The 18,197-nt window shown below is 41.3% G+C and carries 16 protein-coding genes; 5 read left to right on the top strand and 11 right to left on the bottom strand.

All coding sequences use genetic code 11. The features are described from left to right. Positions 1-128: 128 nt before the first annotated feature. Both WAE64_RS24285 and WAE64_RS24280 read right to left on the bottom strand, forming a co-directional pair. Positions 129-518: a hypothetical protein gene (locus WAE64_RS24285; RefSeq protein WP_340240717.1), complete on the bottom strand. Its 390-nt coding sequence runs from the start codon at positions 516-518 to the stop codon at positions 129-131. A gap of 95 nt (positions 519-613) precedes the next feature. Next, positions 614-1,075 (bottom strand): hypothetical protein, encoded by a 462-nt coding sequence (locus WAE64_RS24280; protein WP_340240716.1) that lies wholly within the window; start codon positions 1,073-1,075, stop codon positions 614-616. Between the two features lie 146 nt (positions 1,076-1,221). Between WAE64_RS24280 and WAE64_RS24275 the strand changes: the two genes are divergently transcribed. From WAE64_RS24275 to WAE64_RS24255, 5 genes are all read left to right on the top strand, one after another. After that, positions 1,222-2,052 (top strand): helix-turn-helix domain-containing protein, encoded by an 831-nt coding sequence (locus tag WAE64_RS24275; RefSeq protein ID WP_340240715.1) that lies wholly within the window; start codon positions 1,222-1,224, stop codon positions 2,050-2,052. 74 nt (positions 2,053-2,126) lie between these two features. Beyond that, complete coding sequence (locus WAE64_RS24270) at positions 2,127-2,624, top strand: SgcJ/EcaC family oxidoreductase (protein WP_340240713.1); 498 nt, start codon at positions 2,127-2,129, stop codon at positions 2,622-2,624. Between the two features lie 371 nt (positions 2,625-2,995). After that, positions 2,996-4,390 (top strand): tail fiber domain-containing protein, encoded by a 1,395-nt coding sequence (locus tag WAE64_RS24265; RefSeq protein WP_340240712.1) that lies wholly within the window; start codon positions 2,996-2,998, stop codon positions 4,388-4,390. Between the two features lie 489 nt (positions 4,391-4,879). Further along, a complete protein-coding gene (locus tag WAE64_RS24260) occupies positions 4,880-5,926 on the top strand; it encodes a vWA domain-containing protein (RefSeq protein ID WP_340240710.1) in 1,047 nt (348 codons plus the stop codon). Positions 5,927-6,095: 169 nt separating this feature from the next. Continuing rightward, the gene (locus tag WAE64_RS24255; protein ID WP_340240708.1) at positions 6,096-6,281 is read left to right on the top strand and encodes a hypothetical protein; all 186 of its coding nucleotides are present in this window, start codon (positions 6,096-6,098) and stop codon (positions 6,279-6,281) included. Positions 6,282-6,346: 65 nt separating this feature from the next. On the opposite strand, the gene WAE64_RS24250 is transcribed toward WAE64_RS24255, so the two are convergent. The 9 genes from WAE64_RS24250 to WAE64_RS24210 all read right to left on the bottom strand — a co-directional run bounded on the left by WAE64_RS24250 (position 6,347) and on the right by WAE64_RS24210 (position 17,972). Then, positions 6,347-6,730, bottom strand: a complete 384-nt coding sequence (locus tag WAE64_RS24250; RefSeq protein ID WP_340240706.1) for a hypothetical protein — start codon at positions 6,728-6,730, stop codon at positions 6,347-6,349. Continuing rightward, complete coding sequence (locus tag WAE64_RS24245; RefSeq protein ID WP_340240704.1) at positions 6,727-7,230, bottom strand: phage holin family protein; 504 nt, start codon at positions 7,228-7,230, stop codon at positions 6,727-6,729. Before WAE64_RS24245 ends, WAE64_RS24250 begins: the two co-directional genes overlap by 4 nt. A gap of 61 nt (positions 7,231-7,291) precedes the next feature. Continuing rightward, positions 7,292-7,819: an N-acetylmuramoyl-L-alanine amidase gene (locus tag WAE64_RS24240; protein WP_340240702.1), complete on the bottom strand. Its 528-nt coding sequence runs from the start codon at positions 7,817-7,819 to the stop codon at positions 7,292-7,294. A 187-nt stretch (positions 7,820-8,006) separates the two neighbouring features. Beyond that, positions 8,007-10,346, bottom strand: coding sequence for a hypothetical protein (locus WAE64_RS24235; RefSeq protein WP_340240700.1), 2,340 nt, complete (start codon positions 10,344-10,346; stop codon positions 8,007-8,009). A gap of 2 nt (positions 10,347-10,348) precedes the next feature. Further along, a complete protein-coding gene (locus tag WAE64_RS24230) occupies positions 10,349-10,657 on the bottom strand; it encodes a hypothetical protein (protein ID WP_340240698.1) in 309 nt (102 codons plus the stop codon). A gap of 27 nt (positions 10,658-10,684) precedes the next feature. Further along, the gene (locus WAE64_RS24225) at positions 10,685-14,305 is read right to left on the bottom strand and encodes a beta strand repeat-containing protein (protein ID WP_340240696.1); all 3,621 of its coding nucleotides are present in this window, start codon (positions 14,303-14,305) and stop codon (positions 10,685-10,687) included. A 2-nt stretch (positions 14,306-14,307) separates the two neighbouring features. Further along, positions 14,308-15,294, bottom strand: coding sequence for a hypothetical protein (locus WAE64_RS24220; protein WP_340240695.1), 987 nt, complete (start codon positions 15,292-15,294; stop codon positions 14,308-14,310). A 3-nt stretch (positions 15,295-15,297) separates the two neighbouring features. After that, positions 15,298-17,313 carry a phage tail protein gene (locus WAE64_RS24215; protein ID WP_340240693.1) on the bottom strand — a complete coding sequence of 672 codons (2,016 nt, stop codon included), beginning with the start codon at positions 17,311-17,313 and terminating at the stop codon, positions 15,298-15,300. Continuing rightward, a complete protein-coding gene (locus WAE64_RS24210) occupies positions 17,298-17,972 on the bottom strand; it encodes a phage tail domain-containing protein (RefSeq protein WP_340240692.1) in 675 nt (224 codons plus the stop codon). Before WAE64_RS24210 ends, WAE64_RS24215 begins: the two co-directional genes overlap by 16 nt. Between the last annotated feature and the right edge of the window lie 225 nt (positions 17,973-18,197).

Genomic DNA, 18,197 nt, shown 5'->3' with positions numbered 1-18,197 from the left:
CTCACTTGAAGACAACTCCAAGTGAGTAGTAAAAATACTTGACACAGTTCAGTTTACACTCCCTCTTTGACTTTATATGATAGGCGTAAAATATAGATTTCTTTACAATGCTCTTTTAAATAACCTCCTTAATTTTTTACGTCTCCAATCTTTTCATTAAAATGCTTCCTCTTCATTAAGTAATGATACACATTTTGGCCTCCAACGTTAAAAGCATAAGCTTGTACAAACTCATAGCCATTTTTGCTCATAAAGTTTAATGCGTCTATCATTGAATTTAATTCAATTAGTTTTCCACTTTCATCCTTTAATGATGTATCATTAAAATTGAATAGCTTATTTCTCTGTCCAAAATCAATATCTATCATTACTTTAGATGAAAATGCTTTGGTGGTTCCTACTATTTGTATATATTCCACATTTATGTCTTTCAGTGGAATATTGTTTACAGTTTGTCCAAAACAAACAAAAGACAATAAAGTAAAAAAAATAATTAGTGGTAAGGTTAATAGTTTCATTGCTCGGTTTTATTTTCAATAAAAGACAATATTAAAAATAGATTTCTGCTAAAACAAGAAAACTTATTTTTCGGCACCTTTTACTATATTAACAATCATCCCCTCCCCCAAACCACCCAACAATGCCAGCAATGAAACACAACAAACAGCACTGAAATGATGATGTAATACCTTGTCCAACGTTCGCCTAGTAAAGCTATGCCCATGAGCCATAGTATGGGCGTGTAGGCGGGTGCGGCAAAACCCCATAGGCTTTTGCTCCATTGGGTGTCGGGGTGCTCAATCAGGAGTATCCATGAGGCGAAGTAGAGAGCTAAGCCTGTCAGATAAAGCCAGAAGCCTGTTTTCTGGTGGAGTTTGCGGGTGGGCAATGGCATCAGAAAGGCTATCAGAAAAACCAATCCTCTTGAAATATTTTCTCCGTACACTATCCAGTCGGGTATGTTGTGCCAGAATACGTCAGGCTGATACACTGCCGGTAGTTTATCGGTCAGCAAGATATTCCATAGCATCACGGGTAAGGTTAGCAAAAAACAGTTGAGCAGGTATTTTTTCATTGAGCCGGGCTTATTGCGTGTTTAAGGCCACAAGGTAAAGGCTTGCAGTAGCAAAATCAATGATTATGCTCATAGAAATATGCCTGTTGGCGCTTACTTTTGCAAAGATTTTTGTAATTTGGCTATGCTAAAACGTTACACAAGCCATGATTCACGTTTTTCATCGTCCACACCCCTCTCTTCGTGATTTTGTAAACAATATCATGATTTTCAGGCTAAGGCTAGATAAAAGCCAGTCGGCACCTGCGTTGTCGTTTCCTCCCCTACCTGAGCAATGCCTCTATTTTTATCCGCTTGGTGCGCCTGTGGCCGAGTATCTGCCGCAAAACAAGCAAGTAAAATTACAACGGAGTATAGTGGTTGGGCCTCAAGTAAACCGCATCAGGCTACACATGAATCATGCTAATTATACGGTTAAAGTAGGTTTTCAGCCGGGCGGGTTGTATCGTTTGCTGGGGATTCCGATGAGTGAGTTTCCAATGAACGAATCGCTCGATAGTAGCTATATTTTAGACAAAGAGGTAAGCCACATAGCCGACCAACTGGCCGAGACAGAGCACCCCAATGCTATTATTGCCATTGTAGAGGCTTTTCTGCTGCGCAAGGTGAGACAATTGCGTGCACAACTCCCTATAGACCGTGTGCTACCTATGCTTATTCAGCAAGGCGGACTCATGAACATCAACGAAGTAGCGTCATTGGCTTGTGTGAGCACTCGTCAGCTAGAGCGACAGTTTCAGCAACGGGTGGGTATTCAGCCCAAGTTTTTTGCACGCATTACACGTTTTGCCAAGGCATGGGTAATGAAAGAGCACATTCCTGCCACCAAATGGACAACCATTGCCCATGAATGCGGGTATTTCGACCAGATGCACCTCATCCGTGATTTTAAGGCCTTCTGTGGCGTTTCTCCCAGAGTGATTGAAGAAGAGTTTCTGTCTACCCCTTTTTTACTGCATAACCGCTTACATTATTGAAAGATGTCGGCTTTGTACTATTTGTTTGAGATTCAGCAGCATAGTTTTGTGACAGAAACCAAACAAATAATTCAATGAAAATTCTGCTCTTTTTCGTAGGTTTAGTACTTTCATTTGGTGCATTTTCGCAAAGCAAATCGGCAGATGAAATGGCTGTTGAAAAACAAATTGATGCCATGATTGCCAGTTGGAATAATCATGACTATAGCGATATAGCCAATTACACAACCGAAGATGCCAGTTGGGTGAATATTGTAGGTATGTGGTGGAAAAACCGTAAAGAGGTACAGTTTGCGCATCAGGCTTTTCATGAGAAGATGTTTAAAACCGTGAAGCTCAGCAAAAACTGGGTTGCAACCCGTAAGCTATCGCCTGATGTGATAATTGCCCATGTAAACACGCATGTAGGAGCCTTTAACACGCCCGCGGGTGATTCTAAACCAGAGGCCGATAATCTGATGCTGACAGTATTCGTAAAAAAAGGTGGTAAATGGCTTCTCACAGCCGCCGAAAACGTAGAGATTGTGGCTGATGCAATAGCAAACGACCCTGTGAGGTTTATGCCGAAGTAAATACCCACCAAATGCACTGGTTGGCATACAAACGCTTATAAGAAATAGTTAAAAAAGAGGCAGTCTCAAAAGAAAACTGCACAAAATATTATTTGGCAAGGCTTCAACCCCACACCCCAACCCCTCTCCCCAACAATGGGGAGAGGGGCTTTTTTGTCCCCTCCCCATTGTTGGGGAGGGTTAGGGTGGGGTCTTCCCCAAATATTATTTGGCACAAAAAACTTTTGAGACGGCCTTTGCTGCTTAAAACTCCTTTATTTAATACTCCGCCCAATAAATAATAGGTTCTACTAATACAATTCCGATTTTTAAACACTTACCTTTATAAAGTTTAATATAATTTCCAAATCCTATTATTAAGACTTTATATCATGAAAAAACTTCTATTTCTCTCGCTATTATTTATTAATCTGCACGCTTATAGTCAAGCAAAAATTGAGGCTGTTATTGGTGCTTCAGATACTGCCCCTTATCAAGCAATTTATGGTGCTAATGAAAGAACAGGCGGTATTGGTGATGCTATTTATGGCTTTACCCGAACAAATGGCTCGGGTGTTCAGGGCAGAACCTACGGCCAGGGTGCAGGTGTATATGGCTATTCAGAAAACAACACCGGTATTGGCGTGCATGGCTTCTCTGAATCAGGCATTGGTGTTCAGGGAGTAGGCTATTTTAATAACTCGATTGCCGGACGTTTCGAACACAAGGGTACAGGTAAAGCCTTGATTACAATCGGTGGTTTACGGTTCGGCGGCAATAATGTTGGGACAGTTACCACCGGAAAATTGATGAAATCGGTAAGTAACGCAGGCGATGCCGAATGGAGCGATTTAGTACCTTATTTTTATAGCGGAAGCTCTATGTCTTATATGTTGGGTCTTGAAAATGATAATGCAGCCTCAACCTCCTCTACTATATATGGGCTTAGTAATATGAAAAGCAACGCTGTTGGAGCCATAATGGGTATTGCCTATAATGCTGACCCTAGTGTTGGTGTAAGTGGTATTAAAGGCATTAGTTACTCCAATAGTACGATAGGCTATGGTGTACACGGCGATCATTATGGCTATGGAAGTGGGGTTTATGGTAACTCTGATACTGGTACTGGCGGGTATTTTACTACAATTACAGGCAATGCGCTTATTACAAACGGTGGCAATGTAGGCATAGGTGTTTTAGCACCAAATAACATGTTAGACGTAAACGGCAGGGTGAGAATCAGACATACAACAAATACGGCTGGTATCTGGATGAGCAACTCGACTAATAGCCTGAGCGATGCTGACGGGGCTTTCTATGGCATGAAAACCAATACCGAGGCTGGCATTTATATAGGCAATGCGTGGCGTTTCTGGGTAACTAGCGCAGGCAATGCAACGCTAACAGGTACGCTTACGCAAAGTTCGGACAAAAGACTTAAAAAAGACTTTTCGAGCTTGAATAATTCACTGTCAGGTCTTTATCAGCTCAATGGCTATCATTACAAATGGATTGAAGACAGCCGTAGTAAAGACTTACAAACGGGCCTGATAGCGCAAGAGGTTCAAAAGATTTTCCCGGAACTGGTACAAACCGATGAGGCAGGCTTTCTGGCAGTTAATTACACAGGGCTTGTGCCGCATTTGATTGAAGCCGTAAAAGAACTCCGCAACGAAAACAATGCGCTGAAAGGCAAAAATCAGACTTTAGAAAGCAGGCTCGACAAAATTGAAGCATTGCTGACAGCCCAACAACAACATATTGAAAAAATGGCGGCCAGTAAGTAAGGTTTGAGGATTTTAAAAATAAAAATACCTCCGCCAGCGGCAGAGGTATTTCCTTAATCAAACAATTAACAATTTAACTGCCCTATGGAACGAACAGCCTTAATAAGCGTACGTTTATTAAGTTCTTTTGTATATTTCAGGCGGGTGCTTCCCTCCTATATTTACTTCTGCTTTCAATAAAATTTGCACTTGCACAAAACCTCTTTTTAAGGTGTTTTTGCCACTAAACTTTATCAAACTTATTCAATCGAGCCGAAACTACCAATTAAAAAAATATTAAGAGTGTCTTTCAAGGCTTAAAATGCCAGCTGGTTTAAGGTAAAATCTGGCTATGCTTGGTATTAAATACACATCGGCCAGAGTTAATATTCGTCTGCCTTTATCAGATTTGGCACAATTTTTCGTTAGAAACACAGGAAGCAACCAACACTATTTCTAAATTTGCAAAACTTTTACGTGCTTATACTAAATAAAACCTGTTTTTTCACCATGACAAAGAAGATTTTCCTTGGCGGTTTACTAACCTTGTGTGTGCTACTTTTTAACTCTTGCAGTGCGCCTATCGACCGAAATTGTCCGAATATTTTTTATAATGATTTAATTATCACGGCTGTTTCAGAGCCCAAGATTGTGGCGGGTAGCAGTAAGTTGAGTATGATATTGAAAGTAAACGAAAACTCAAGCAGAGCGCTTCCGGTTTCTGGACTTACAACGGGGAATTTTAAGGTCTACGAAAAAGGTAGTAACGACGAGTGTGCCAATGCCATTTCGGAAAGCGAGGCAAACAAACAGTTTTCGCCGAGTGCACAGAAATTCAGACATAACACCCTTGTAGTGCTCGATTTAAGCGCCAGTGTTACTTCTAGTGCGTTATCGCAGCTAAAGAGTTCAACAACGAGTTTTATCAATAATATTATTACGAGCTCAGGCGATGATTCTTATCAGGTAGGTATTTCGTGGTTTGATGGCGAAGATAAACTTAATACATTGGTTGATTTTACGTCAAACAAAAATCAGTTGCTCAACGCTGTGGCAAACCTGAACGCCAGTATATCGAAAGACCCATCGACGGATTTGTATGGAGCGGTTATCAAGTCGGTTGATAAAGCCGAACAAAAACTTAGAGATTTACAGAAAGAAAGCTATATATCTGCTTATTCGATAATCGTTTTCACGGATGGAACCGACCAGGCGGCGCGTTATTCTAAACAAGTAGCATTGAATAAAGTAAGCAATGCGAACTCGAAAATATCGGTATTTACGATTGGTCTTGGAACTGAAATCGACAAGACTGTTTTGACTGCTATTGGTAAAAACGGAGCGGTTTTCCCACAGAACAAAAACGAGTTGGAGGCCAAATTTATCGAATTAGCCAGAGTTGTAAAAGGCGAAGCCAACAGCTATTATCTGTTTGAGTACTGCTCGCCTAAAAGAGCCGGAAAAGTGGGCTTGGTTCTGGTGGTATCGTACGACGCCAAAAAAGGCACTTACACTACGAATTTTGATGCCAATGGGCTGACTAGTAATTGTTATTAGGTTAAAGAGGCTTAAGTAAAAACTCCTATGGCTATTCAAATCCATAGGAGTTTTTTTTATGAATGCAATTCTATAATATACACTCTCGTATATATACAAAAATGTATATCTCCACCTTAAACAAAAGTATTTGCTGCATGGTTATATCAATAGCTAAAAACTCAAAAAAATGAATCCTGCAATTGTAATTAAAAAAGACCCGAATGGGAAAGAAATGGTGGTTATTACGTTTGATGATGGAAAAGAGGTTATTATCAACGTTACGCCCGAAAGCGATTTAAAGCTGCGTGTCTTCAACGGCACATTCGACCAGAAACACAGCGGCCCGGAAAGCGTGTTGCTGAAACTGAAATAAAAAAAGAACTAACCTGCGTAAGATTAGTTCTTTCGTGAAAAACTGGCTTGATTGCCAATAATTTGCTACAAAAACTTTCGTTTTTTTCTGGCTTGTTGCAGCTCCTTTTGCAATTCCAGCACTTTGGCATCGAGCCGGGCTCTGTCTTTATTGATTTTAATTACGCTGTCTCGCATAATACTCACAACCGACTGAAAAGAGGCCGTCATGCCCTTGCTAATTGCGTGCAATTCGGTGGCATTGCGGGTGTCAATCAGGCTTTTGGCCAACCATTCTTTGTGCAGTTTCAGCGAGTCGGTCAAAGTCTTTTTTTCGGCTTTCAGCAGCTTATTTTCCTGCAACAAAGCCTTGTTTTCTTTGAGTTTCCTGAAAGTACTCTGCACCCAGATTGTGCCGGCTACGCTTGCCGCAATAGCCAAAATAATAGATATAAGTTTGAATTTGTTCATTGATTTTTAACAGCGGTTTCGGTATTGCTTTCAAACAGATTTTCTACATCTGCCCCACCAGTATTCACAAAAGTGTCTATCTTATTGATAACGGTAGTGGGCGTACGAATACCAAATATCTGTGAGATGTTTTCTTTGATTGATAAAAATTCGATTCCGGCAAAGAAAAGCATCGTGGTCATCATGGGTATATTCAGGTAATAACTGTTGATAAACGGCATGCCGTCTTTGATGTTCATGACGAAGAGCATCATCGTGAATGTCCAGAGTGCTATCAGAAAAATAACATAGCCTGATACCTTTTTAATTGCTTTTTCTCTCAGCACTTTATAGGCGTATTGGTTTGTTTGTCTAGCCAAACGGACACCCGTATAGGTATCAATGCCAATCAACAAAAACAAGAGTATAAACAATATACCGTCGACCTGCCACGACTCGACAATAAACTTTATGAGCGTGGCTAAAAGCGCAAAAAATGAAATCATATATGGATGATTCATGATTTGCTGTTTAAAATTGAACATTACTTCTTTCATGTTGTGTGGAAATTTTACGTACAGATTACACCTTACTCATTAAAACACGAGCCATTTCTTCGACCAGAAGGCCGAAGAAGGCATCGTACTGCTGCATATCATAATTATTTGATATAAAACAGACCTCAATCAATACATTTCGCCCGATTGGGCGCATAATCCCTAAGCGTTTATGCTGGCTGTTGCTTTCTTTCTTCACGCCCCTATTTCTTATCAGCAAGACCGATGCTATGGTACTTGCCAAAGATTTGGCAAGTACTAGCTCGTGGGCATCGGCATCGTCGGCAACAAACACTTCACAACCCGTTGCTGAGGGAGCTCCGGCATTGAAATGCAAATCGGTGATAATATCGACAGGTTTTGATAATTTTGAAATTTCGGCAATAGTTCGGCTTAAATTCCAGTCATCAGCATCATTCCAGACAATCACACCTTTTTCAGTCAACAGCTTTGTCAGGGCATTACGAAGGCAAATAGTTTCGGCCGCCTCCTTGCGACCATTGTAGGTAGCGCCGGGGTCTTTTCTATGATGCCCGGCAGTCAAAAAAATCATCTTTCTTTTTTGTTGATTTTGAAATCATCTCTCAGAAAAGTCAATACTTCTTTGCGTCAGGCTTTCATCAGCCAGATAAATAGCTGACCTATCATTTTTAAGCGACTGGTTAAAGCCTGGCAACGAGGGAAAGGCAAACAGCCCTAAAAGAATCATTTTTTCGTTGTGTTAAAATTTAAGTTGAACACTACACCCAACGGTTATTGTTAATTTTAATCACCCGGTGGTTTACGTTTTGCTGTGTTAAAATAGATTTCGGTAAACGTATCGTTTCCGATGTTTCGGCCGCTGTATAAGCCCTGTCTTTCACAGAATCATAACTGATGCCACCAGGCGCAGTATTATCTGCGTGGAAAACCTCAAAACGACACGCCGCATCGAAAACATCTATTTTTACATCATACCAACCTCCATCTGGTGGAATCGGCAACCAGAAACGGCAATCTTCACCAACGTTCGGCGGATTCCTTAATTCTTTATGATTGTTCGAGTAGTTTACTTGGTTCTCATACTGATTCACCCCTTTTGTCTGTATCATTTTTACCCATACAATACCATCTTGATCGGTAATAGTAATATGGCTTTTTGTTTTTGTAACTCCAAGAGGTACCGTAATTCCATGACTCGACACCAGAAATGGCACACGGGTTGCATCATACTCTGGCTGTATTGCAGGGTTAGTGGTGTAGTAATAGCTATTCCTCGAAAGATTATCCCTAAAATAATATGTCTGAATATCAGGAAACAGCGACATTGAATAAGGCAAATCATCGCCGCCTCCACCGTCGCCTCCATCTCCACCGCCGCCAGAGTTCAAGAATTTAAAGTTTACTCTGAGGCTATTGCTGCCGCCTGCACTTTCCCATGCCTCTACGCCCTTTCTTCCACCAGAATCCAGCAAATCATTTAGCGTTACTTGTGCGCTACGGTTGCCTGTGTCTCTTGCCGGAGGATTCACCCAATATGGCATTAAGGCATCATATACCCTTTTAAGCATATTATAATACTCATTATGGCTTTTCATCGCAATAAACATAAGGTCTTTAACGCCATTCATTATGGCTGCCTTGCCTGAATCAATCATTCGTGGTTCTACCACTGATGGTGGGTCTATTACTTTTCCATTACCATCTTTATTGCCATAGTCGATATAATGTAACTCGGTTTGCTTTTTATTTGGGTAGTTTTGTATATAATCAAGCGACATAGCAACTGTATCTTTGCCCTGTCTGGTATCTATACCAAACGCTGTTTTAATGCCGTGGCTTACATCACCCCACTTTATGACGTCATAAGTTCCTCGCATAATAACCAATTCGTCGCTAGGCGTATTTCCGCCAAAGCTTAGCACAAACTTTGCCTGCGGTGCATAATTGTTAACAATTACTTTTAACTCATTGGCAAAATCGACCAGCAGGTACGATAAATACATCCACCAGTCTTTGCCTCTATTGGTTTTAAATAAAGCAGCAAAATGCTGAGTTTGGGCAATTCCGAATGGTATTCCTGTAGTAGGTGGTGTAACATCACTAAAGTCTTCAAAGTACATGCCCCACTTGGTTCTTAACGCCATAATATTCTCGTACCTGTTAGGGTTTACTTCCGAAGCTAACCATGTTCTGAATCCCTCTATGGTTTTAGTATGATACCCTGATAAGGCCGGAGCTGTTAGAGCTCCAACCGTATTTTCATAATTATAACCAAATTCCATTTGGGCAGTAATAACCGGAGAAATCCAGTTTAATTGCGCCCCAAGTTTATCTGGATGGGCGTATCTTGTTACCACTTTCTGAAAGAAGTCTTTCATCATACTACGCCCAGAACCCGACGATTTATCGGCTAATGAAGGGTGTCCATCACCATAATAAGTAATTCCTATGCCGTTTCCATATTCGTCTTTTTCGTTGTTATTTATACCCCAGAAATACTTATTTGTGGCGTATTGTACTTCCGGGTAAGCAATACTTTCGGTATTACGGCCAAGGAACAAACAAACCAATAAGCTCACCCTTTTACCTTTTGCTTTCACAAAGTTCAAATATTCATCTTGCTTTGCCCATGATGAGTTAAAGTTGTCTACTTGTCTTCTGGCAGGTACATCACCTTTTGAAATTTCAGCATCATACACATCGAATATATCATTCCAGAAAATTGGTACTACAATATTATTAATACCGCTTTTTTCATTACACCATTCCGTAATTGCCTCCTTAGCCGCATTTATATCTGAGAACGGATAAGAGACCATTAAGCTTAAAAAACGTTCGTTTTGCCAATCCACAAAAGTGTCATAGCCAGACGGCCAATTGCCCGAATCGTTGGCCGTTTCTGCACTGGCAAACGTGCCATTCATTATATTACCTCTTTGGTCTACAATATCACCATTTTGATTTGTTGGCAACCAATAATATTGAGTTGCCACTACCCCCGAGGTATTAATCAGCCTACGCTTGTAAAGCCCACAGTAATTATTACTTGATGCATGCTTCAGTACCTTCCCCTGAAACTCAGGCTTTGATGTTGCCATAATTATTTTCTTGCTTGGTTTTCTAAATACTCAACAATTGCACCGTGTATGGCAACAGGCCAGTTCATAGCCGACCCTGCACGAATATCCGACACTTCAATCGTACTTACCTCCGGCTCTGTATCACGTTGTAGTGCAGTAGCGAGCATATATTTTTTAAACTTCTTTTCATCGCTTTCACGCTCTTCTGTTGGCGTGATAGCCGCTAATACAATCGCTCTTCTGAATGTCAGTTCATTGCCATCTTCTGCCAAAAAAGGCTTTGCGTTTAAGAAATTGATTACTGCTGAGTCTAAATTTTGAAGTTTCATAATTGTTTTTTTTTGGTTGTTAAAAATTTATGCTGTTTCTAATCCTAGTGTATATATTCCACCACTTAAAGATGTAACTTTAAATACAAGTCTTTGATTTAGCGACAAGCTTGAGGCAGGCGGTAGGTTAATCCTAGTAGTATTTAGATATATCCCATTGCCAAAAAGTTCTAATGGTCCTGATATTGAGCCAATACGTAATTTTGTATCGTTTTTTGCAACGATATTCATTCCATATCCGACTGTCCCTCCATAATTTTCAAGAAATGGCGTATGTCCGATAAACATTTCGGCAAATGTTGATGGATATTCTTGCCTAGAAAAAGTCAACTTTGATTCTGTTGGGTTTTCCGGAAAGCCGTATCCTTGAAAATTCAAACCGGCCTTTACAATAGCACCATCACTCAATTTATTATTGAAAGTATTCCAATCACCCGCGCTTAAAGCCCCACTTTGCACACTATTAGCAGTCGCAATAGAAATAATATTGTTTGTTACACTAATTGGGCTACTTCCTGAGTAGCTACCACCACCTGAGCCACTCCCTGAGAGCATATCTACAGTTGCCAGGCGTGAACGGCTACCATCTATTTTTTTATGGTAAACAAACCCATCGGCATCTATTTGCAAGCCAAACTCTTTGGTATTATCTGAGCTATCAACCGCATAAGCATGAAGCCCCAAGGCAAGGCCAGTGTCGTGGTTTGAGAATATAAAAGTATTTGCATAAGCATTTGTATTATCCGAATACATCTTAAACCCTCTCTCGCCTGTGTCAGTCGTCAGCATCACAATATCATTCTTATCCTGCAACTCACCAGTGTTCATGTAGGCCCATTCAGTGTTTGTGCCATTAAACTTAATGAACTGGTGGTCTACCCCTGTGCTGCCATTTAGCTTTACTTTGCCTGTAATATTAATATCAGCACCAAACAGCACATCAGCTGTAAAGCGGCCTGTACCTGTTACATCAAATTTGTAAGCAGGTGCTGTATTTCCGATACCCACATTGCCATCCGCCCGCAAAAACATCAGGCTTGTAGCAGTTGCAGAATTGTAAAACTGAATACCTTCAGTTGTTAACACAGAATTATAAGAAATCCTTAAACTACGAGCAGATCCATTTACACTCACTGACCCTGTCAATGAAGCTGATGCAGCACCTGCACCTCTCAGTGTCAATGTACCATCAATATCCAACTTTGATGTTGGCAATGTGTGCCCGATAGCCACGTTTGTGCCGTCATCAAAAATCTGGCTATTGCCAACCGCCCCAGCACTCGTAAACTTTGCCAGCCTATTAGTTGTGCCCGATATACTAGAAGCTAAACCATAACCCATAGACGCATGATTACCCCAACTAAAAGAAGTATCCCAATTGCTAATTTTTGTACTGGTAACATTGTACGCCGCTGATGCCGTAAAAACAGGATCAGTTTCAACCAGACTCGAAAATTCTGTATAAACAATCGTAGAAGTCCCTACTGTAATTGCTGTTGTATTAGCATTAATAAACTTATACCCGGCATATATTCCACTGTCTATTGTGTGTATAGCCCCTCGTATTTCTGTATCTGTATCAAAATTTGTATCTCTTACCCATGTGCCACTACCCGAAATATATACCCCGTTCTGGCTTGCAGTTGTTTGCCCCATTACCAATACTCTATCACTACCTGATGTTGTATAACCGCTAATAGTTTGATGACCACTCAAAGTAATATTGCCCATAGCAACAGTACGAACTTTTACAGTATCATACTTGATGCCTGAAGTGTAAGCCATTAAGGTATTTAAGTTTACCAAGTGGTTTCCTGATGTCGCATTTGCTGCACAAAGTGGTAAAGTTTCAAACAACACACTTCCCGTAAATCGGCCATTGCCCGATACATCCAATCGATAGGTTGGTGCTGTATTGCCAACTCCAAAGTTCCCTTCCTTCGTTATCTTGCCCACATTTACACCATTGGTCTGGAATACAATCCCTCCACCCGTTGCCCCGTAACTCTGGGCAGTTGTGATTAGTGTAAGGTTGGCATTACTACCAGCAGGACGCTCCATTGTTATCCCAGTATTGGTAATCTTTAGTAACCCATTCCCGCCTACTTCTGCCAAGGCTATACCTACTCCCGAATTGTCGGTTATACCGTTGATTTGTAATTTGCCAAGTGTCGGCGTTGTTGTCCCAATTCCTACATTACCTCCGCCATTGATGAATAATAAATCTGTATTATTATAAATATTCTTAAATGAAAAACCTTCTGTTGTTGCACTTGAGTTATAGGTAAACATTAACGAACGAGCAATGCCGTTTACGTTTACAGCTGGTATAATCGTGTGTGCAATAGTTGTATTTCGAAGCGTCAATGTACCATTCACATCAAGCATCGAACTAGGCGAGGTATGCCCAACTCCAACATTTACTCCATCATCATAAATCTGACTATTGCCTAAGGTACCGGCTGTTGTATATTTAGCTAATCTATTGGTTGCACCAAAGCCTGAAAGCTTGGTATCTAAAGCCGTTTGTAGACCCGACACTGCTGCTATTGTCCATACCTTACTGTCAACATAGAGCTTATTTGTTAAATGGTTGTTGGTAGTAGGTGATGTAGCTAAAACAGCATTCGCATCAAAAGTTACGTCACCTGTAAATCGTCCATTACCCGATACATCCAGTCGATAGGTTGGTGCTGTATTGCCAACTCCAAAGTTCCCTTCCTTCGTTATCTTGCCCACATTTACACCATTGGTCTGGAATACAATCCCTCCACCCGTTGCCCCATAACTCTGAGCAGCAGTGATTAGAGCAAGGTTGGCATTACTACCAGCAGGACGCTCCATTGTTATCCCAGTGTTGGTAACCTTTAGTAGCCCTTGCCCGCCTACCTCTGCCAAGGCTATACCCACACCCGAATTGTCGGTTATGCCGTTGATTTGTAATTTGCCAAGTGTCGGCGTTGTTGTCCCAATTCCAACATTACCTCCGCCATTGATGAATAATAAATCTGTATTATTATAAATATTCTTAAATGAAAAACCTTCTGTTGTTGCACTTGAGTTATAGGTAAACATTAACGAACGAGCAATGCCGTTTACGTTTACAGCTGGTATAATCGTGTGTGCAATAGTTGTATTTCGAAGCGTCAATGTACCATTCACATCAAGCATCGAACTAGGCGAGGTATGCCCAACTCCAACATTTACTCCATCATCATAAATCTGACTATTGCCTAAGGTACCGGCTGTTGTATATTTAGCTAATCTATTGGTTGCACCAAAGCCTGAAAGCTTGGTATCTAAAGCCGTTTGCAAGCCTGAAACACCCGATATTGCAATAGTTGGAATATCTCCAGCCACCAATGCACGGAATGACGGGCTGCCATTGCCAACGGCCGGCCCAGCAAAAACGTGGTTTTGCGAGCGACTTAGGTCTAATGAGGGATACTTAGAGTTTAGAAATGTTAAGTCTACCGCTAATGTTACATCACCTGTTCCGTCGTCAACACCAGTCGAAGAGGCAACGGCGAGCCCGTTACTACCAATAATTTTGGTAACAACTGCATCTCCAGAAACCGTTGTGTTCAAGTCTGCTCTGCCAATTGTGCCATCTTTTAATTGTCTGCCTAAAATCTGTGTCTTTGCCATTTTTATTTAATATAAGTACACACTAAATCACTATCTGCCTCTGGCGCTATATCCATCGTGATATTTAGGCCACTAATTGCGTAATCGTTTCCAGCTCCGGGTCTTAGCAATTGTCCGTTCAGAAATAACATTTCGGAACCTGTTACCGGAACAAACGCCAAAGAAAAAGCCTTATTTACAGCGTTTTTGGTGCCTGCCGGCGTTTCACGACTTACGTAGTTTGAAGTTGCCAGGTACGATTGATTAGAAGCACTCGTTACACGTCCATACGCATCAACCACAATGCCTTGATATGTACCTGCCGATACGCCGGTGGTTGCTAAATCAATGCTGTCGGGATTTACCACAATACGGCCCGAATTGGCCGAAACAACATCAATCGTATTTCCGGTTTTGGTTAAACCTGCCCCCGCCCCTATCTGGCCGGCGCCTGTGTACTGAATCCAACTGATGGGTGTTGTACCAATCGTAATGGTGCCATCTGTGGAAATCAACCAGCCTGAATCTCCGTTTGCTGTGCCTTCAGCCACAAATACCGACGAGCCAGCCTTTAATTCTCCTGCGGCATCGGCATCTGAAGCCCTCGACCAAGCGCCCGTTGCGCACACATAAATGCCATTTTGTGTGGCACTTGATTGATTTTTAACAAGCACTCTGTCGCCTGCTAATACAGCCACGCCGTCAATAGTTTGTGCGCCTGATAGTGTGATGTTGGCAGTTGTTGCCGCCCGAACGGCCTCTTTGGGCGATAAGCCCGCAATCAGGTTTTTTACGGCTCCCCAAGGTACTGCATCGGTATCGGCTACGGGGTCAGCTACGCCCAGAATGCGTAGATTATTTGCATTGTAGTTGCCTCCTAAGCCGTCTTTCTTCATAAAGCTAGCACCATCAGCCAGCTTGCTGGTTGCTATGGCCGCTCCTGCGGCCACATCGGCATCTACAATCTGCAGATTCTCTATCTGCCGTTTTTTAATCTTACTTGTTGCCATTTGTTATAATTTTTGGTAGTCTACAATTATTCTGTCATCGGCATACGGTGCCAGTGCAAAAGTTATTTCGTTGTCTGCGGTTTCGGTGTAATCTTCGTTTGTGCCTCTAAACTGCCTCACGCCATTCAGATACACAATGGTGCTGCCTGATACGAATGGTTCAGAAGTAGTAAAAACTTTATTGATTTCATTCTGTGCCCCAGTAAGTCCATAATCAGAGCTTAAAGATGGAAATGACTCGGGCATACCCACAATGTAATTCCAATCGTTTACCACAATGTCTCTGTCAGGAAAACCCACTTGTCTGTCTTGTGTAATTCCGCCTACATCAAGTTTTAGCTCTTTTTCGAATGGGTTTACAATGCCTAGTATTCCAAAAAGCTTTGTGATACCACTGGTATTACCAACATTTACTTTCTCTGATTTTCTGCCTAAATCAACTTCTTTTCTATCATTCAAAATACTGGGAACTTCTCCTAAAATTTGCGTATCACTTCGCCAGCTTGTATTTGCTTTAATGGGGTCGTCGAGACCATTAAGCTTCATGAAATCTCTGATGTAAGATGTTTGTACAGCATACCTCCTGAAAGCATTACTTAATGGCGTATCTTTAATTGTAAGCGAGTATTTAAAGGGCCGCAGAATATCTCTTGAAAAATCTATGATTTTTATGCGGGTATTAATTGATAAATCAGTATCTTCAATATTCACAGTATCACCTACATCAAAAACATTCAGTTTATCTGCTGCTTGGTTTTTCAAATACATTTCATCAATATCCAGACTATATTTTACTGTTGGTACTGAATTGGTTTCAAGATACTCGCTGATTTTTTCGGCCAATTTATCTTCTGCTGCGCTTATATAACTTTGAGGCATTATTATATCTACCAGCACATAAGTATCGCCAACTTGTATCTGAAATGCAGGCTCATTATTCGATGGTAACTCAAATCCCTTCTGGTCTTTGTTTTGCTTGATTGTGAACATCTTTGTCTCGTGGTCATAAAGCTCTACTTCAAACTCATAGCCTGCCAGACCTCCGGTTTGAAACACAACTTTTGGTGCATTTCCCGGTATAAGATACATCGAATTTTCACCATCTTTGGCGTTCAAATCAAACATTGTGGTATCAATAAACTGCAACGGTTGCTCTGTATTTACCGAGCTTACTGTACCTGTTCTGTGCGGATATATATCATCAAAAATCACACTGCCTTCATAAATGCCATACAAATCGCGCGAGTCTAGCGACAATGCAGGCGCATCGAAAACACCGGTTATCAGGCGTGGTGTATAGTTTTTATAATTGGCCGGCAGATTCTTGTCGCTTCCATAAGCCCATAGGGTATTTACAATATTCTTTGTGTCAACATTCTCACGGGTTAGCTGATAAAGCCCTTTGCCCTGCCCATATTTAAAACTAAAATCCAGTTCTTGACCTACACTTCTGATATGCAATACCTTTTGTGTTTCGGTTTCGGCACATACAAATTCATACTTATATTCTTCGCAAAGTTTCTGCAATACTGCCAGACAATTCTCGCTGCTGAAAAGTAAATTTTTAGTCTCAGTGTTAGTCGGGAAACTCCCCAAAGCCCATTTATTGGCACCAAATACCCTATTCAGGTTGTTAATCAATACATTCAGAAACATCTCCAAATCTCCAATCAGGCTAAAATCAGCAGCGTTGTTGAACGAGCCAACATCAGTGTTCCGAAAAGCCACTCTTAGCATATCGTACTGAAGCCCTTCAAAAAGCAGTTCGTACTCATATTTTCGTTCCGAAAGTTTGGTAACTTTTGGCAATTGGTTGATTCTATACGTAGGCAAACCAAATATCCTGATAGTATCGCCGATGCCGAAATCGCGCGGCTCGGCCGACTCCACTGTCATCGAAATGGTATCTTCGCCCAGCAGCGTTTTGCGGTGTTCGGCTTGGGTAATTACGCTTACTTTGCTGCTACTATTAATAGGCTCGGTGTGGCCGTTGGGTTTGCGTATCAGTATTTGCTCCATAGTACTTCGGCGTTGTGTACAAAGTCCTCAACCTCTTCTATTACACCACAAACAACAGGGTAATAAGTACCTGCACTAGCATAGTTATACGTAGCCGTTGCATCATCGAGCAAATCGTGTTTTACGCTGCCATCGCCCCAGAAAATACTAATCGGGTTGGCACTTGTAAATTGTATGCTTACGGCCGAACCCACCACTTTCAGCAGCCTTTTTACGGGATGCGGATCAATGAGCTTGAGCGTAAATGTGCCAAACATTTCGTCTTCATGCCATTGTTTTTCAATGTTTACGCCCTCAGACAAGTAAACCAGATAAACCAATGGTTTGGTGGCTATCCAGAGTTCGAGCCTGCGTAAACCAGGCTTTTGAAATGCTTGCAGAAACGCACGTACTTTATTGAAGAAATCTAGTTTTCCGGCAGCCTTGATGAAGCAGTCGAGCTCTATTTCACGATTATTGTATCGTGGAGCAGCTAAATCAACAACAGTTCCGTGTGAACCCGGCCAGTTGACCGTTTGCGGTTCTTTGAGCGATGGTGCATCTTGCATACCACCGGAGGCACTGACGTACACGCCATAGAACAGGAAATCGTTCCCGTCGATTTTATAAGTTAGTGTGGATTCAGCGCCTGCAAATTCGCTTAAAATTTGTTCAGGCATCTTGTTGTGTTATTTGATACAAATATACAATTTAATACTTACATTATAAGTATAATTACAGGATATTTTTAAAATTTTATTTCATGGTTATTTGGCAGAAAATCGGATAAAAAATTGAAGAGATTATAAAAAAACAAGTTGCCTTAAATGCCAGTATTTTCTATTGCTGTGTTTAAATTTTACTGTCGGGGCAGAGTCTCCCGTGCGTGATAGCCTTTCTGAAGC

This window comes from Emticicia soli (assembly GCF_037860775.1).
GTDB lineage: Bacteria > Bacteroidota > Bacteroidia > Cytophagales > Spirosomataceae > Emticicia > Emticicia soli.
Note: the sequence above shows the minus strand (reverse complement) of the source record. Positions and strands in the feature narration are given on the sequence as shown.

Excerpts from the sequence above, each read along its gene's own strand:
- WAE64_RS24285 (WP_340240717.1), bottom strand. The coding sequence starts at position 518 with ATGAAACTATTAACCTTACCACTAATTATTTTTTTTACTTTATTGTCT.
- WAE64_RS24280 (WP_340240716.1), bottom strand. The coding sequence starts at position 1,075 with ATGAAAAAATACCTGCTCAACTGTTTTTTGCTAACCTTACCCGTGATG.
- WAE64_RS24275 (WP_340240715.1), top strand. The coding sequence starts at position 1,222 with ATGATTCACGTTTTTCATCGTCCACACCCCTCTCTTCGTGATTTTGTA.
- WAE64_RS24270 (WP_340240713.1), top strand. The coding sequence starts at position 2,127 with ATGAAAATTCTGCTCTTTTTCGTAGGTTTAGTACTTTCATTTGGTGCA.
- WAE64_RS24265 (WP_340240712.1), top strand. The coding sequence starts at position 2,996 with ATGAAAAAACTTCTATTTCTCTCGCTATTATTTATTAATCTGCACGCT.
- WAE64_RS24260 (WP_340240710.1), top strand. The coding sequence starts at position 4,880 with ATGACAAAGAAGATTTTCCTTGGCGGTTTACTAACCTTGTGTGTGCTA.
- WAE64_RS24255 (WP_340240708.1), top strand. The coding sequence starts at position 6,096 with ATGAATCCTGCAATTGTAATTAAAAAAGACCCGAATGGGAAAGAAATG.
- WAE64_RS24250 (WP_340240706.1), bottom strand. The coding sequence starts at position 6,730 with ATGAACAAATTCAAACTTATATCTATTATTTTGGCTATTGCGGCAAGC.
- WAE64_RS24245 (WP_340240704.1), bottom strand. The coding sequence starts at position 7,230 with ATGAATCATCCATATATGATTTCATTTTTTGCGCTTTTAGCCACGCTC.
- WAE64_RS24240 (WP_340240702.1), bottom strand. The coding sequence starts at position 7,819 with ATGATTTTTTTGACTGCCGGGCATCATAGAAAAGACCCCGGCGCTACC.
- WAE64_RS24235 (WP_340240700.1), bottom strand. The coding sequence starts at position 10,346 with ATGGCAACATCAAAGCCTGAGTTTCAGGGGAAGGTACTGAAGCATGCA.
- WAE64_RS24230 (WP_340240698.1), bottom strand. The coding sequence starts at position 10,657 with ATGAAACTTCAAAATTTAGACTCAGCAGTAATCAATTTCTTAAACGCA.
- WAE64_RS24225 (WP_340240696.1), bottom strand. The coding sequence starts at position 14,305 with ATGGCAAAGACACAGATTTTAGGCAGACAATTAAAAGATGGCACAATT.
- WAE64_RS24220 (WP_340240695.1), bottom strand. The coding sequence starts at position 15,294 with ATGGCAACAAGTAAGATTAAAAAACGGCAGATAGAGAATCTGCAGATT.
- WAE64_RS24215 (WP_340240693.1), bottom strand. The coding sequence starts at position 17,313 with ATGGAGCAAATACTGATACGCAAACCCAACGGCCACACCGAGCCTATT.
- WAE64_RS24210 (WP_340240692.1), bottom strand. The coding sequence starts at position 17,972 with ATGCCTGAACAAATTTTAAGCGAATTTGCAGGCGCTGAATCCACACTA.